This window comes from Megasphaera micronuciformis F0359 (genome assembly GCF_000165735.1).
GTDB lineage: Bacteria > Bacillota > Negativicutes > Veillonellales > Megasphaeraceae > Megasphaera > Megasphaera micronuciformis.
In genome coordinates this window covers 502373-516121 of sequence record NZ_GL538208.1, presented here as the reverse complement: position 1 = coordinate 516121, position 13749 = coordinate 502373, and the positions used below count along the sequence as shown (strand labels likewise).

The window sequence follows — 13749 nt, the reverse complement described above, 5'->3', positions numbered from 1 at the left end:
ATGCCCTTACACTTTTATAAAATCTGTACACCTTTAACTGCCGTTTCACCACGACTCAAACTGATTTGTCCCGTTCTGGCAATTTCTAATATCGTGTACTCATCCAACATTTGTAACAGCGCTTCTACGTGTTCTTCCGTTCCCGTTAAACGCAACATAAGGCTATTCTTTCCTACATCGACAATCTTGGCGTGAAAGAGCTCAGCTAAATTACTCAAATCCATCCGTTCTTTAGCCGTTTTATAGAGAACCTTAATCATAGCCAATTCATAGCTTACAAAGGGATTATCATCAAGCGTAACCACCTTAATAACATCAATAAGCTTGGCCAATTGAAAGACGGCCTGATCCAATTCCCAACGATCCTCTACGGTTACAACTATATTAATTCGCGTTACGTCCGCATCTTCTGTATAGCCCGCGTTAATATATTCTATATTAATGGCGCGACGACTCAAAAGGCCCGCTACATGGGTCAATACGCCGGGCTTATTATCTACCAGCAGTGCCAGATGTTGTCTCATGGTCGTCATCACCTCCAATGATCATTTCATCCAATTTTTTCCCGCCCGGAACCATGGGGTATACATTTTCATCAGGCGGAATATCCACTTCTATAAAAGCCGGACCGTCGACGGCAAAGAAAGCATCCAACACTTCTTCCAAATCGCCCGGATCATGTACGGCAAAAGCCTTAACACCCATAGCTGTAGCCACTGCCGGCATATCGGCATGATTTCCCAAGACGGATGCGGCGTAATGCTTTTCATAAAACATTCGTTGCCACTGATTGACCATACCCAAGACGCCGTTACGCAAAACAACAATCTTTACAGGAATATGATAATTAGCCAACGTTTCCAATTCTTGGCAATTCATGCGAATACTTCCGTCTCCGGAAAAGAGGACTACTTGATTTGCAGGGCAACCTAACTGTGCTCCCATAGCGGCAGGCAAGCCGTACCCCATAGTACCTAACCCTCCTGAAGTCAGAAAATGTCTGGACTGTGTAACATCATAAAACTGTGCCGCCCACATTTGGTGCTGTCCTACATCGGTAGCAATAATAGCCGAATCTCCTGCACGCTTACGCACTTCCTGCATCAATTTACGCGGAGAAACATAATTCTTTATGTCTCTGGAATAACAAGGATAGGCCCGATTCGTTTCCTTTACTTCTTGTCGCCATGCAGTATATTGTTCTGCCAATCGATCCCCAGTTGATTGAATTTTTTGGGCTAAAAGTGGTAAAGACCAACGCAAATCGCCGTTAACACTCACATGAGAATGGACAATTTTATTGATTTCCACGCGATCAATATCAAAGTGTATGATTTTAGCTCTTGCAGCGAAGGTATTAGCATTACCGGTTACACGGTCATCAAATCGAGCCCCTATAGCCAAAAGCAAATCACACCCTACAATAGCTCGGTTGGCTGCCCCCGTGCCGTGCATTCCCGCCATTCCTAAATGGTAGTCATACGTATCCGGTATAGCCCCTTTCCCCATTAAGGTCGTTACAACAGGAATTTGCAATTTCTCAACTACCTCTTGCAAAATCTGTGCCGTATCGGATGAAACAATACCTCCGCCTGTAAGTAAGACAGGACGTCGGGACTCACACAGTGCTTGTACGGCTTCATCAATATCCGTTTCATTGCCTTCATAGTGGCCCGTATACCCTCGTAATTGAACGGTCTCAGGATATTCATAATCGAATTCGGCATCAAATACATCCTTAGCCACATCAACGAGAACGGGACCGGGTCTACCGCTACGAGCAATAAAAAAGGCTTCTTTTAAAACACGCGGTAATTCGTGTACGTTCTTTACCAAATAGTTATGTTTCGTAATGGGCGTGGTAATCCCCGATATATCCGCCTCCTGAAAAGAGTCGCGACCAATCAAATGAGTTGCCACCTGGCCGCTGATTACAACCAGGGGTACCGAATCCATATAAGCCGTAGCAATGCCTGTTACCATATTACAAACACCGGGTCCTGACGTGGCAAAACAAACTCCGACCTTACCGGTAGCTCTCGCATAGCCATCCGCACCGTGCACGGCCCCCTGTTCATGACCCGTCAGAACATTCGGAAATTTATCTTTATATACTTCGTTATATAACGTGAGCACCGTTCCGCCGGGATAGCCGAAGATAACTTCAACACCTTCTTTTTTCAGCGACTCGATGACCGCTTTCGCACCGTTCATCAACATTTACCGAATCCCCTCCTTTATCGGGATTTATGAGTCTTTTTTATCTGTTTGCAACCAGGGCATCATAGCTCTTAAGTTAGCACCGACTTTTTCCAATTCGTGTTCACCATGCAATCGACGCATAGCCAAAAATTGAGCTCTGCCGCCGCCGTTATTTTCAAGTAACCAACTCTTTGCAAACGTGCCGTCCTGAATATCGTTCAAAACCGCCTTCATAGCCTTCTTGGATTCGTCAGTAACTACGCGTTTACCCGACATATAGTCACCGTATTCAGCCGTATCGCTGATAGATTTACGCATTTTCGCCATACCGCCTTCATACATTAAATCAACAATCAGCTTCATTTCGTGAAAGCATTCAAAATAAGCGATTTCCGGTTGATAGCCTGCTTCTACAAGCGTTTCAAAGCCGTTAGTAATCAACTGACAAATACCGCCGCACAAGACGGCCTGCTCACCGAACAGGTCCGTTTCCGTTTCTTCTCTAAACGTCGTTTCTATAACGCCCGCACGTGTACCGCCGATTCCCCAGGCATAGGCTAAGGCCAAGTCAAAACAATGTCCCGTAGCATCCTGGCCTACGGCAAATACGTCGGGAACACCGCCACCTTCAACATACGTACGGCGAACCAGATGACCCGGTCCTTTCGGAGCTACAAGGAAAACGTCGACGCCTTCAGGAGCCACTATTTGATTGAAGTGCACATTAAATCCGTGTGCAAAAGCAAGGGCGCTGCCGTCCCTCAAATTAGGTTCAATTTCGCTCTTATATACAGCCGCCTGTTTTTCATCGGGAATAAGAACCATCGTTACATCTGCTTCCGCAACAGCTTCGGAAACGGTTTTAACCGTAAGTCCGGCCTGACGTGCCGCATCAACGGATTTACTGCCTTCATATAAGCCTACTACTACATCCACGCCCGATTCTTTCAAATTCAGTGCATGCGCATGACCCTGACTTCCGTAGCCTATGACAGCTACCTTCTTTTCTTTGAGTAAGTTGCAATCCACATCTTTGTCGTAAAATACCTTTGCCATTTGAGCTTCCCCCTGTTGAATTAAAATAATAAGGATAAAAAAATAGTCCGTCCCCTAAAGGGACGGACTGTATCCGCGTTACCACCCTGATTCCCGACTTCTTACAAGACGGGCACTCTACAACGTACTAACATACGCGTTTCCTGTAACGTAGAAATAACGTCGATACTTAGTAAATTCGGCATCGCTCTTCAGGGAGGATTTTCATTTCTTCGTTGTCATCGACTCACACCGACCGTCGACTCTCTGTAGACACGGAGAAGAAACTACTCGTTCCCGTCATCAGATTTATGTATTTACATGAGGTATGAACGTATTATACATAAAAGTAATTTTGCCTGTCAAGTAATTATTTTTTACCTGTCCGTATCGGTTTTATGCCCCTTTTCGTCGTGCTATAATACTTGATATAGTTAGTTTTTATGCGAAAGGAGCGAATTATGACTCAACAAACGCACTCTCTCTTTAACCTTATCGAGCAAGGGGTCTCACCCTTTCATGTCGTCAATATCTGCAAGGAACGCTTAACAAAATCCGGCTTTATTGAACTGAATCCGACTGAAAAATGGAACCTTGAATGCCGTAAAAAATATTTTATTTCTTATTATGATTCGACCTTAATTGCCTTTACTGTCGGCACCGATCCGTTGAACAGTTTACGTCTGGCAGCGGCACATACCGACTTTCCGTGCCTAAAAATCAAACCGAATCCTGATGTAAGAAAGCCCCCTTACGGATTGTTAAATATAGAAGCTTACGGTGGCCTAATCAGACACGCATGGTTGGACCGCCCTTTATCCGTTGCCGGCAAGGTCATTACTAAAGGACATACGGTATTTGCTCCCCAAAGTCATCTCATTAATTTTGAAAAAGCCGTAGCGGTCATCCCCGAACCGGCTATTCATATGAACCGGACTGTCAACGAAAGTGCATCCTTCAACATCCAAACGAATATGTTACCCCTTCTGACACTTTTAGATAAAGACACGACAGACGACTTTTTCCTTTCTGCTTTAGGTAATATCTGCCATATTGAAAAAGACGAAATATTAGCTTACGATCTTAACTTATATCCTCTCATACAACCTACTTATATGGGCCTAAATAATGAATTTATAGGCTCTTCCCGTTTAGATAATCTGACCTCCGTCGATGCTTGCGTAAAAGCCCTGGAAACGTCTCATCCTCAAGGTCTTTCTATGATTTGCCTCTTTGATAACGAAGAGGTGGGAAGTAGAACCAAGCAAGGGGCCGCATCATTTATCATTCCCGACTTACTGAGGAGAATTTATGTCGACTTGGGCTATAGTGAAGACACGTATACCCGTCAATGTGCTTCCGCCTTTCTTCTGTCCGTCGACGTAGCGCATGCCTACCATCCCAATTACGAAGAAAAAAACGACATAACAAACTATCCCGTTTTAAACGGCGGCGTCGTCATTAAACGAGCTTCCGACCAATCCTATGCGGGTGATGCGGAAGCTGTCGCCGTTATAACCGCCTTGGCTGAAGAAGCGAAAATTCCTGTCCAGACCTTTGTCAATCGTGCCGACCAACGTGGCGGTACAACCTTGGGCTCCCTTTTATCGGCCAATTTACCCGTCCGCGCACTGGATATAGGAATCCCGTTACTTTCCATGCACTCTACCTTCGAAACGGCAGGAGCGGCCGACCAGTCACATTTAATTTCGCTATTGCAAGCTTATTTTTCTTAATCATCATTTATTGATGCAGCGGCACCTATTACTTTACTGCCGCCAAAGGAGAGTATATGAAACCTATAAAAGATATAAAAACAATTTGTAACTTAGGTTGCGGTACTATGGGGTTCGGTACGGCTATAGCCTTTGCCAATGCCGGTTATGAAGTAAACATGTTCGGCCGTAGAAATGCCAGTATTGACCGTGCGATGAAAAATATTCGCTTTACCTTGGATATTATGATGAAAAACAAGCTACTGACCGCTGAGGACTCAGAAGGAGTCGTAAATCGTATTCACGGCGTAACTACCCTGAAAGCAGCAGCCCGAAATGCGGATTTCGTCATTGAATCCGTAGCTGAAGAATTAACGGTAAAGCAACAGGTCTACCAAGAAATGGAAAAATATGTAGACAAAGATGTCATCTTTGCCACCGATTCATCAGGACTCAGTCCTACGCAAATCGCCTCCGTTTTAAAACATCCCGAACGTTTCGTAGTAGCTCACTTTTGGAATCCGCCACACTTAATTCCCTTGGTTGAGGTCGTCCCCGGCGAAAAAACGGTACAAGAAGTCGTTGATATTACGTGGACATTAATGGAAAAGATTGGCAAAAAACCGGTCGCTCTTTTAAAAGAAGCACCCGGTTTTGTCGGCAACCGCCTACAGTTCGCACTCTTACGAGAAGCCCTTCATTGCGTACAGGAAGGAATTGCTACAGCCGAAGCGGTCGATACAATTTGTAAATACAGCATCGGACGCCGCCTTTCCGTCACCGGTCCCTTGGAAACGGCAGATTTGGGCGGACTGGACATTTTTTACAATATATCCGCTTATTTAAACGCCGATTTAGCCGATGATAAAGCGGGCTCCTCAGTTATGAAAAAATGTGTAGACGAGGGAAAACTCGGTGCTAAAACAGGTACAGGTCTTTATCAATGGCACCCTGACGAATTAAACGCCATAAAAGAGCGCCGTGAAGAAATTCTTATCGAATGGCTGCAAAAAGATAATCACGGGAAAAAATTTTAATCTTTAGCAAGCACAACAAAAAGCACTTATCCGAGGATAAGTGCTTTTTCATGTCATTATTGATTGTCTTCAACTAAATTGTTTTTCCAATTACTCCGAATACGGTTATCCGACACAATGTCTTTTGCCAAATCAGCCACAGCCGCATAATTAGCTCTTACACCTGCATCCGTATTCTTATATTTTGCTGCATTTTCCGCTTTCACGCCGATACTCTTAGCTTCCGATGCGGCATCAATGTTAGCACCCAAGAAAACGAATTCCCAACCGTCTTTTTCCTGTTTATCCGAAATCATACGCTTAATGGTATCCTTCGTATATTCCTTACTATCGTTTTCCTGACCGTCCGTAATAATAACGAAAAGAACCTTATTATTCTTTTCGTTAATGCCGTCATACTTTTCTACCTTCGTAATAGTCGTACCGATAGCATCCATCAGGGCTGTCATACCGCCGGGAGTATATTCCTTATCAGTCATTTCCCGGACATTTCCCAAGCGTTCACGATCATAAATAGTTTTCGCATTATCGCTGAAAACAACAGCGGTTACATTAGCATCCACATCATCTTTTTTCTGCTTGGAAATCATGGAATTGAAGCCGCCGATAGTATCGTCTTCCAATCCGCTCATAGAGCCGCTCTGATCGATGACCATAACCAGTTCCAAATGATTGGGCCGTTCTTTTTTATCCGTCGCACCCTTATTATCGGACGACGAAGAAGTCTTGTTATCCGTAGCGGAAGTACTGCCGATATCCTTTGCCGAGGCACCGCCCTTAACCATATTAAGAAGTTGAGACACCCAATCAGACCCGCTTCCCTTCAATGAATTCCCGGCAATGCCGCTTGCCCCGTACTGTGAAAGAACCGTATCTGAAAGCGTTCCGGTCGCTCCTACGACGCCGAAGGACGCCATATACATGGTTGCAACCATGGTTGCAAATGCAGTTTTTAATTTCATACTGAATCTCCTTTCATCGATAAACTCGATTACACGGATTATTATATCAGAAAACTAAATTACTTTCTATAGTTTTCTAAAACTATAGAAAGTAATTTAGTTTTCTTTTCATTACAATCTTTTATACAAGTTTATTTCTCCGATTTTTCGTCCTTCGAAATATCCTTTTTCTCCTCATCACTTTCACTGCGATTTACTTCTTCTTTAAATTCACGCATGCTTGTTCCTAAAGCTTTACCGATGCCTGCAAGACGACTACCTCCGAAAAGCACGATAACAATGATTAATATAACTACCAATTCCTGTACGCCTAAATGCATGTGTTGTCACAATCCTTCCGCTAATGTTAATAAAACTTTTAAACTGCTTTATTATACCATGAAACGCGGTCACAAAAAAAAAGATTATTATGCGCCTTATCTGTCTTTACCGCTTCCATTATGGTAGTATTATAACAAGATATGTCGAAGGAGGCAGATTATGTTAAAAATCGGCTTGGCACAACTATTGGTAGAGCCCGGAAATGCAAGGGGAAATGTAACACGCATGAAAGAATATATTCAAGAAGCAGTCACTAAAAATTGTGATCTTGTCATTTTTCCCGAATTATGTATACCGGGATATTTCATCGGCGATAACTGGGATCAGACCGATTATATGAATGAATGTATCAGTCTGGGCGAAGAAATCCGAGCCTTATCGGAGAATATTACCGTCATATTCGGCAATGTCGCATTGGAAAAGGGAAAAATCAATCCTGACGGCCGTATACGAAAATATAATGCCATGTTTATTGCGCAAAACGGTAAATTCATTGCCCCCGGGCGTTCTCCTTATCCCTTTTATATAAAAACCCTCCTACCCGACTACAGAGAGTTCGATGATCTTCGCTATTTTACCTCTCTTACCGAGGTGGCTACGGAACGCCACGCTTTTCCGGAAGATTTTCTGTCACCGCTTCATCTGACTTTTAAAAACGGCGATGAGTTAATTATAGGTCCCTTAATCTGTGAAGACAGTTGGGATGAAAACTATGCTGTAAAGCCCATGTCTTATCTGAACGATTCATATGATATAGATTTGTATGTAAATATCTCCAATTCTCCCTTTACCTTAGGAAAACCGGAACGGCGTCATCGCCTCTTCGGTCATTCGTTAAACCGCTTCAAAAAGCCGGCAGTTTATGTAAACTGTACAGGTGTCCAAAATAACGGAAAAAACATTTATACTTTCGACGGATCGGCCGGGGCCTATAATAATGACGGTTCTCTTTTTTATGAAGGCTTCCCCTATACAAATGAATTGGTCGTCTTGACCTTCGATCCCGATACTCGCTCCTTTACAGGCATGAAATCCATATCTTCGCAACGTTCTGAAACAGCTTCTATCTATGAAGCCCTGCATTACGGGATTCAAAAATTCACGGAACAAGCCGGTATCCGCAAGGTCGTCATCGGCGTGTCCGGCGGTATCGATTCAGCGGTAAATGCCGCTCTTTACGCAACAGTCTTTAAACCTGAAGACATGCTGCTCGTCAATATGCCGAGTACATATAATTCGCAAATGACAAAAAGTCTTGCTGAAGAATCGGCTAAAAATATCGGCTGTACTTATGCGGTCATTCCTGTCCAGGATAGTCTGGAACTTACGAGAAAGCAATTTTTACAAATGAATCTTACACGTAACGGCGAGGTATTGTCATCTCTTACACTTACGCCTTTTATGGAAGAAAACGTTCAGGCTCGTGATCGGTCTTCGCGTATTTTAGCAGCCGCCGCCGCTGCCTTTGGCGGAGCATTTACCTGTAACGCCAATAAGGCTGAAATGACTGTCGGTTATGCCACCTTATACGGAGACGGAGCCGGCTTTTTAGCCGCTACAGCCGATTTATGGAAACACCAGGTATACGACTTGGCACACTATCTTAATACTGAAGTCTTTGGCCGTGAAGTAGTACCCCAAGGCAGTATCGACATTATTCCCAGCGCCGAATTATCGGCCGCTCAGGATATTACAAAAGGCCAGGGTGATCCGCTTATCTATCCCTATCATGACTATCTCTTCTCCGCCTTTGTCGAACGTTGGCAAAGAGCCACACCCGAAACGATTTTGCGTTGGTATGACGAAGGGACTCTGGAAGAAAACCTGCATACTCCCTTATGTATTACCGACATCTTTCCGGGTCCGTCCGAATTCATTGCCGACTTGGAACGCTGGTGGAACCTTTTTTCCGGCTTTGCTGTCGCCAAGAGAATTCAGTCACCGCCCATGTTGGCAATCAGCCGAAGAGCTTTCGGCAATGACCTTAGAGAATCACAAATACGACCGTACTACACGCAAGAGTATGAACGCTTAAAAAAGAAGCTACTTCAATAACTAAAAGATGAAGACCGGCCCTTTATTATAAAGGGCCGGTCTTCTCTTCAAGCAAAAAACAGGTACTTCCTTTGGAACTACCTGTTTTTTAGGCCTTTTATTCGTGTAAACGAGTAATCTGACCTTCTTCACGTATCTTTTTATCGCCACCTATACTTTCAATAATAATGAAGAGCATAGGTATGATAAACACACCTAAGATTGTCGCAACGGATGTCCCGAAAACGACCGTAATCCCCATGGTAACACGAGATGCCGCTCCGGCCCCGCTGGCAATAGCCAAAGGTATACAACCCATGACAAAGGCTAGAGACGTCATAACGATAGGACGAAGTCGAATCTTGGCCGCTTCAATAGCTGCTGAAACTACATCCATCCCTCTTTCATCAACACGCACCTTCGCGTATTCAATAATGAGGATAGCATTCTTAGCCGCCAAACCGATAACTGCCAAAATACCGATTTGGAAATAAATATTGTTCGTCTGATTCAGTAAGTATACAAATAAAGAAGCTCCGAACAACCCCGTAGGCACACTGAAAAGCACGGCAAACGGAACCTTCCAACTTTCATATAAAGCCGCCAAAACCAGAAATACGAAGAGTAATGCCAACGCGAAGATATACAGAGTCTTGCTGCCTGCAGCTACTTCTTCACGACTCATACCCGACCATTCATACGTATAGCCTTCAGGGAGCGTCGTATTTGCCGTTTCCTGAAGGGCTTTTAAGGCATCACCCGAGCTTGCTCCCTGTGCCGGCGAACCGGTAATCTTAATAGCCGGATAGTCATTAAATCTGGTAATCATCGGTGCCGTACCCGTCATTTTGGGACGAACAAAGTTATCTACAGAAATCAACTGACCGTCCGAGTTCCGTACGTAAATATGTCGATTATCTTGAATCTTTTCTCTAAATTCGGGTGCTGCTTGAAGTACGACCTTAAAGTTACGTCCAAAGGTTGTAAAGTCATTAACCTGGTACGACCCGTAATACGCCTGTAAGACGGCATACAAATCCGTTAAAGCCACTTTTTGTCGAGCGACCTGTTCTCTGTCAATATCTAACTGATACGTAGGCGTATCATTGGAGAATGAAGTGCGAATCGAACCGATCTCCGGGTGTTTGCTTGCCGCAGCGATAAACTTTTTCGCTACATCCGCCAATTCGGCCGTAGTGTGACCGCCACGGTCTTCAATTTCAATGGTAAAACCCGAACTTGTGCCCATGCCGTCAATAGGCGGCGGATTAATGGCTATAACAGTAGCTTGGGGAATGGCATTGCCGAATCCCATAGCCTTGCCTACCAATGTATCGATAGATAAATCCTTGGTCTTTCGCTCACTCCAATCATCCATAGTGACAAAGACGACGGCCGCATTCGACTTTTGGCCGCCTGCCAACATGCCGAAGCCTACAATTTCCATGGCGTCCTTAACACCCGGTTGCTGTTGCACCCACGTGCCTACCTTACGAGCTACCTTTTCTGTTTCCGTCTGAGATGTACCTTCGGGAAGTGTAATATCGACCATGGCAAACCCGTTATCCTCCGACGGAACAAAGCCGGTAGGGATACGCGTAAACAAAAGACCTGTTACAGCACTGATAATGACAAGAAAAGCCACTACCCACTTTAAATGAAGTTGCAAGTGAGCCAGCCTCTTGCCGTACCAGTTAATAAATTTATCAAAATATTCATTGAATTTCTCAAAGAATACCTCAATCCCCTTTGCCGATTCTGTAGGTTTGTGAACCTTAAGCATTGTGGCACAAAGTGCCGGCGTTAAAGTCAGTGCGACGAAGGCTGATATGGCGACGGAGATAGCAATAGTCAAGGCAAACTGCCGATACAGGATGCCGCTCATGCCGCTTAAGAAAGATACGGGAACAAATACGGCCGCTAACACGCAGGCAACCCCGATAACCGGGTTTTGTACGTTTTCCATGGCAATAATTGTCGCTTCTTTAGGCTTTTTATTATTGTATTTAATTTCATACTCAACGGCTTCAATAACGACGATAGCATCATCGACAAGAAGCCCGATTGCCAATACCATGGCAAAAAGGGTTAACGTATTAATCGTAAAATCGAGTACCTGGAAGAGTGCAAAAGTACCGAGCAAGGATACGGGAACGGCAATCAAAGGAATCAACGTCGACCGTCCGCTTTGCAAGAAAAGATATACAATTAAAGCTACAAGCAATAACGCTTCAATGAAGGTTTCAATAACTTCCTTAATGGATTCACGAACAAAGTTCGTACTGTCATATATAACCTTGTATTCCATATCACTGGGGAAGTTTTTCTTAGCTTCTTCCAATGCTTTTCTGACTCCGGAAACAGCCTGCATAGCGTTAGCTCCTGCCGACAAGCTGACCATAAATATCGCACTGGGGTTACCCTTATATAAACCGAATACATCATAACTCTTCGATCCCAATTCCACTTTGGCGATATCTTTAACGCGAACCGCACTGCCGTCCTTATTGGTTCGAATAATTACATTTCCGAACTCATCGGCCGTAGACAAACGGCCGTTAGCACGCAAAGTGTACTGATAAGCCTGATCCGTCGGAGACGGCTGAGCACCGATAGTACCGACAGCAGCCTGTGAATTTTGCGTACGAATAGCCGTAATGACATCCGTCGGTGTAACTTGTAAAACACTCATTTTTAAAGGATCGAGCCAAATACGCATAGCGTAATCGGCACCGAATTCCTGAACCGTACCGACACCGTTTACGGACTTCAATGCATCCATGAAATACTGAGTTGCATAGTTTTTCATAAAAGTACCGTCATAAGTCCCGTTAGGCGATACCAGTGAAAATACCATTGCCGTGGAATTTGACGACTTTTGTACGGTTACGCCCGTACTCGTAACTTCCGTAGGTAAGGTAGACGATATTTGACTGACACGGTTCTGAGTATTAACCGTATCCATATCTTCGTTACTGCCGCTCTTATACTGAACGTTCAGCGAATACATACCGTTGTCACTACTGGTACTTTCCATATAATCTAAATCGTCGACCCCCATCATTTGCCGTTCAATAACACTGGCAATGGTCGTTCCGACAACTTCCGCATTAGCTCCCGTATACATGGCAGATACACGAACTTGCGGCGGTGTAACCTTAGGATATTTGGAAACAGGCAAGGTTATAATCGACAAGATCCCGGCAATGGAAATGACCAGAGAGATGACGATAGCAAAAATCGGCCTGTTTATAAAAAACTTAGATATCACTTTTGATCCCCCTATTTGGACTGTCCGTCATCGGCTGAAGGGTTGAGAATATCATCCTTCGTCAACAAATGCTGATTCAATTTTGCACCGTTAGCTTTCTGATAACCGTCAACGATAATGATATCATTATCTTGTAAACCGTCCGTAATCAGCCAGAATTTGCCGATCTGCGGACCTACTTTTACTTCTTTTTGTTTAGCTTCTCCGTTTTCATCAATAACGGAAATGAAGTATTTACCTAAAGTCTGCTGTACGGCACGCTGCGGCACGGTAATCGCTTTTCTCTTAACCTGTGCATCGGAAACGACTGTAGCATACATACCCGGCAAGAGAACATTTTCCGGATTATCGAAGACGGCCCTTACAACAATAGCGCCCGAGTTACCGTTCATACCGTGATTTACTTGTGCAATATGCCCCTCATAAGCATATACGGATCCGTCGCTGAGACGCAGTTTTAAATGATCGCCCCAAGATGTAGGATTACCGGCCCCGGATTTGACCATTTCCAAGTACTCGGCTTCACTGATTGTAAAGTCGACAAATACGGGATTATTGGACGAAATAGTGACTAAAGCCGTACCTCCGGCTGTCGCAAAGGTACCGATCGGTACATCATCAACATTCAGCGTCCCGCTGAAGGGAGCATACACAATAGTATCATCCATATTATCCTGTGCCGCCGCTACCTGTGCTTCTTGAGCCTGTAATACGGCATTTTGTTGAGCCGTAGCCGCTTCCTGATCCGTTACGGTCTGCATGGCAATAGCGTCTTCATCAGCCAAAGTCTGGTAACGACGCAAGTTAAGCTCTTGGTTGGCAAGATTAGCCGCCGCCTGTGCCTGTCCGGCCTTTGCAGCATTTAAAGCCGCCTGATAGGAACGACTGTCCAATCGAAACAACGGTTGGCCTTCCGCAACGGCTTGACCGCCCTGTACGTATTTTTCCAAAACGCGACCGGACACCTTCGGCATAACGGGTACCTTATCCGTCGCCGCTACGACACCGCTGTATTCAGCGGGAACAATCGTGTCTTCCGCTACAATTTTATATGTATTAACGGCTACGGGCTGCTTCTCTCCGCCTGTGTTACCGCCACAACCGGCAATAGCCGCCGCCACAGCAATTGCTAATAAACTTACTGCCAAACCTTTGCATTTTGACCTCATAGT

Annotated in this window: 10 protein-coding genes and 1 other annotated feature; of the genes, 3 read left to right on the top strand and 7 right to left on the bottom strand. The window is 44.5% G+C overall.

Annotated elements, in window-relative coordinates:
- Positions 1–14 precede the first annotated feature (14 nt).
- The 3 genes from ilvN to ilvC are packed head-to-tail and all read right to left on the bottom strand — an operon-like array spanning position 15 to position 3258.
- A complete protein-coding gene (ilvN, locus tag HMPREF9429_RS06155) occupies positions 15–524 on the bottom strand; it encodes an acetolactate synthase small subunit (protein WP_006942445.1) in 510 nt (169 codons plus the stop codon).
- The gene (gene ilvB / locus HMPREF9429_RS06150) at positions 493–2220 is read right to left on the bottom strand and encodes a biosynthetic-type acetolactate synthase large subunit (RefSeq protein ID WP_006942444.1); all 1728 of its coding nucleotides are present in this window, start codon (positions 2218–2220) and stop codon (positions 493–495) included. The genes ilvN and ilvB overlap by 32 nt, the downstream gene beginning before the upstream one ends.
- 27 nt (positions 2221–2247) lie before the next feature.
- A complete protein-coding gene (gene ilvC / locus HMPREF9429_RS06145) occupies positions 2248–3258 on the bottom strand; it encodes a ketol-acid reductoisomerase (protein WP_006942439.1) in 1011 nt (336 codons plus the stop codon).
- Between the two features lie 55 nt (positions 3259–3313).
- Positions 3314–3550 (bottom strand) — a binding site (T-box leader).
- A gap of 148 nt (positions 3551–3698) precedes the next feature.
- On the opposite strand from ilvC, the gene HMPREF9429_RS06140 reads away from it, so the two are divergent.
- Positions 3699–4973, top strand: a complete 1275-nt coding sequence (locus HMPREF9429_RS06140; RefSeq protein WP_040774001.1) for a M18 family aminopeptidase — start codon at positions 3699–3701, stop codon at positions 4971–4973.
- A gap of 56 nt (positions 4974–5029) precedes the next feature.
- A complete protein-coding gene (locus tag HMPREF9429_RS06135) occupies positions 5030–5989 on the top strand; it encodes a 3-hydroxyacyl-CoA dehydrogenase family protein (RefSeq protein ID WP_006942433.1) in 960 nt (319 codons plus the stop codon).
- Between the two features lie 56 nt (positions 5990–6045).
- Here the strand turns inward: HMPREF9429_RS06135 and HMPREF9429_RS06130 are convergent, their stop codons facing one another.
- Positions 6046–6951 (bottom strand): vWA domain-containing protein, encoded by a 906-nt coding sequence (locus tag HMPREF9429_RS06130; RefSeq protein WP_006942432.1) that lies wholly within the window; start codon positions 6949–6951, stop codon positions 6046–6048.
- Positions 6952–7082: 131 nt separating this feature from the next.
- Complete coding sequence (locus HMPREF9429_RS06125) at positions 7083–7271, bottom strand: twin-arginine translocase TatA/TatE family subunit (protein ID WP_006942431.1); 189 nt, start codon at positions 7269–7271, stop codon at positions 7083–7085.
- Positions 7272–7431: 160 nt separating this feature from the next.
- On the opposite strand from HMPREF9429_RS06125, the gene nadE reads away from it, so the two are divergent.
- Complete coding sequence (nadE, locus tag HMPREF9429_RS06120; protein ID WP_006942429.1) at positions 7432–9327, top strand: NAD(+) synthase; 1896 nt, start codon at positions 7432–7434, stop codon at positions 9325–9327.
- Between the two features lie 97 nt (positions 9328–9424).
- Here the strand turns inward: nadE and HMPREF9429_RS06115 are convergent, their stop codons facing one another.
- Together HMPREF9429_RS06115 and HMPREF9429_RS06110 are read right to left on the bottom strand one after the other, a co-directional pair.
- Positions 9425–12577 carry an efflux RND transporter permease subunit gene (locus HMPREF9429_RS06115; RefSeq protein ID WP_006942426.1) on the bottom strand — a complete coding sequence of 1051 codons (3153 nt, stop codon included), beginning with the start codon at positions 12575–12577 and terminating at the stop codon, positions 9425–9427.
- An 11-nt stretch (positions 12578–12588) separates the two neighbouring features.
- Complete coding sequence (locus HMPREF9429_RS06110; RefSeq protein ID WP_006942424.1) at positions 12589–13746, bottom strand: efflux RND transporter periplasmic adaptor subunit; 1158 nt, start codon at positions 13744–13746, stop codon at positions 12589–12591.
- Between the last annotated feature and the right edge of the window lie 3 nt (positions 13747–13749).

Bases quoted from the DNA above. Each gene is read 5' to 3' on its own strand.
- HMPREF9429_RS06135 (WP_006942433.1), top strand. From the start codon at position 5,030: ATGAAACCTATAAAAGATATAAAAACAATTTGTAACTTAGGTTGCGGT.
- HMPREF9429_RS06110 (WP_006942424.1), bottom strand. From the start codon at position 13,746: ATGAGGTCAAAATGCAAAGGTTTGGCAGTAAGTTTATTAGCAATTGCT.
- HMPREF9429_RS06130 (WP_006942432.1), bottom strand. From the start codon at position 6,951: ATGAAATTAAAAACTGCATTTGCAACCATGGTTGCAACCATGTATATG.
- ilvC (WP_006942439.1), bottom strand. From the start codon at position 3,258: ATGGCAAAGGTATTTTACGACAAAGATGTGGATTGCAACTTACTCAAA.
- HMPREF9429_RS06140 (WP_040774001.1), top strand. From the start codon at position 3,699: ATGACTCAACAAACGCACTCTCTCTTTAACCTTATCGAGCAAGGGGTC.
- ilvB (WP_006942444.1), bottom strand. From the start codon at position 2,220: ATGTTGATGAACGGTGCGAAAGCGGTCATCGAGTCGCTGAAAAAAGAA.
- HMPREF9429_RS06125 (WP_006942431.1), bottom strand. From the start codon at position 7,271: ATGCATTTAGGCGTACAGGAATTGGTAGTTATATTAATCATTGTTATC.
- nadE (WP_006942429.1), top strand. From the start codon at position 7,432: ATGTTAAAAATCGGCTTGGCACAACTATTGGTAGAGCCCGGAAATGCA.
- ilvN (WP_006942445.1), bottom strand. From the start codon at position 524: ATGAGACAACATCTGGCACTGCTGGTAGATAATAAGCCCGGCGTATTG.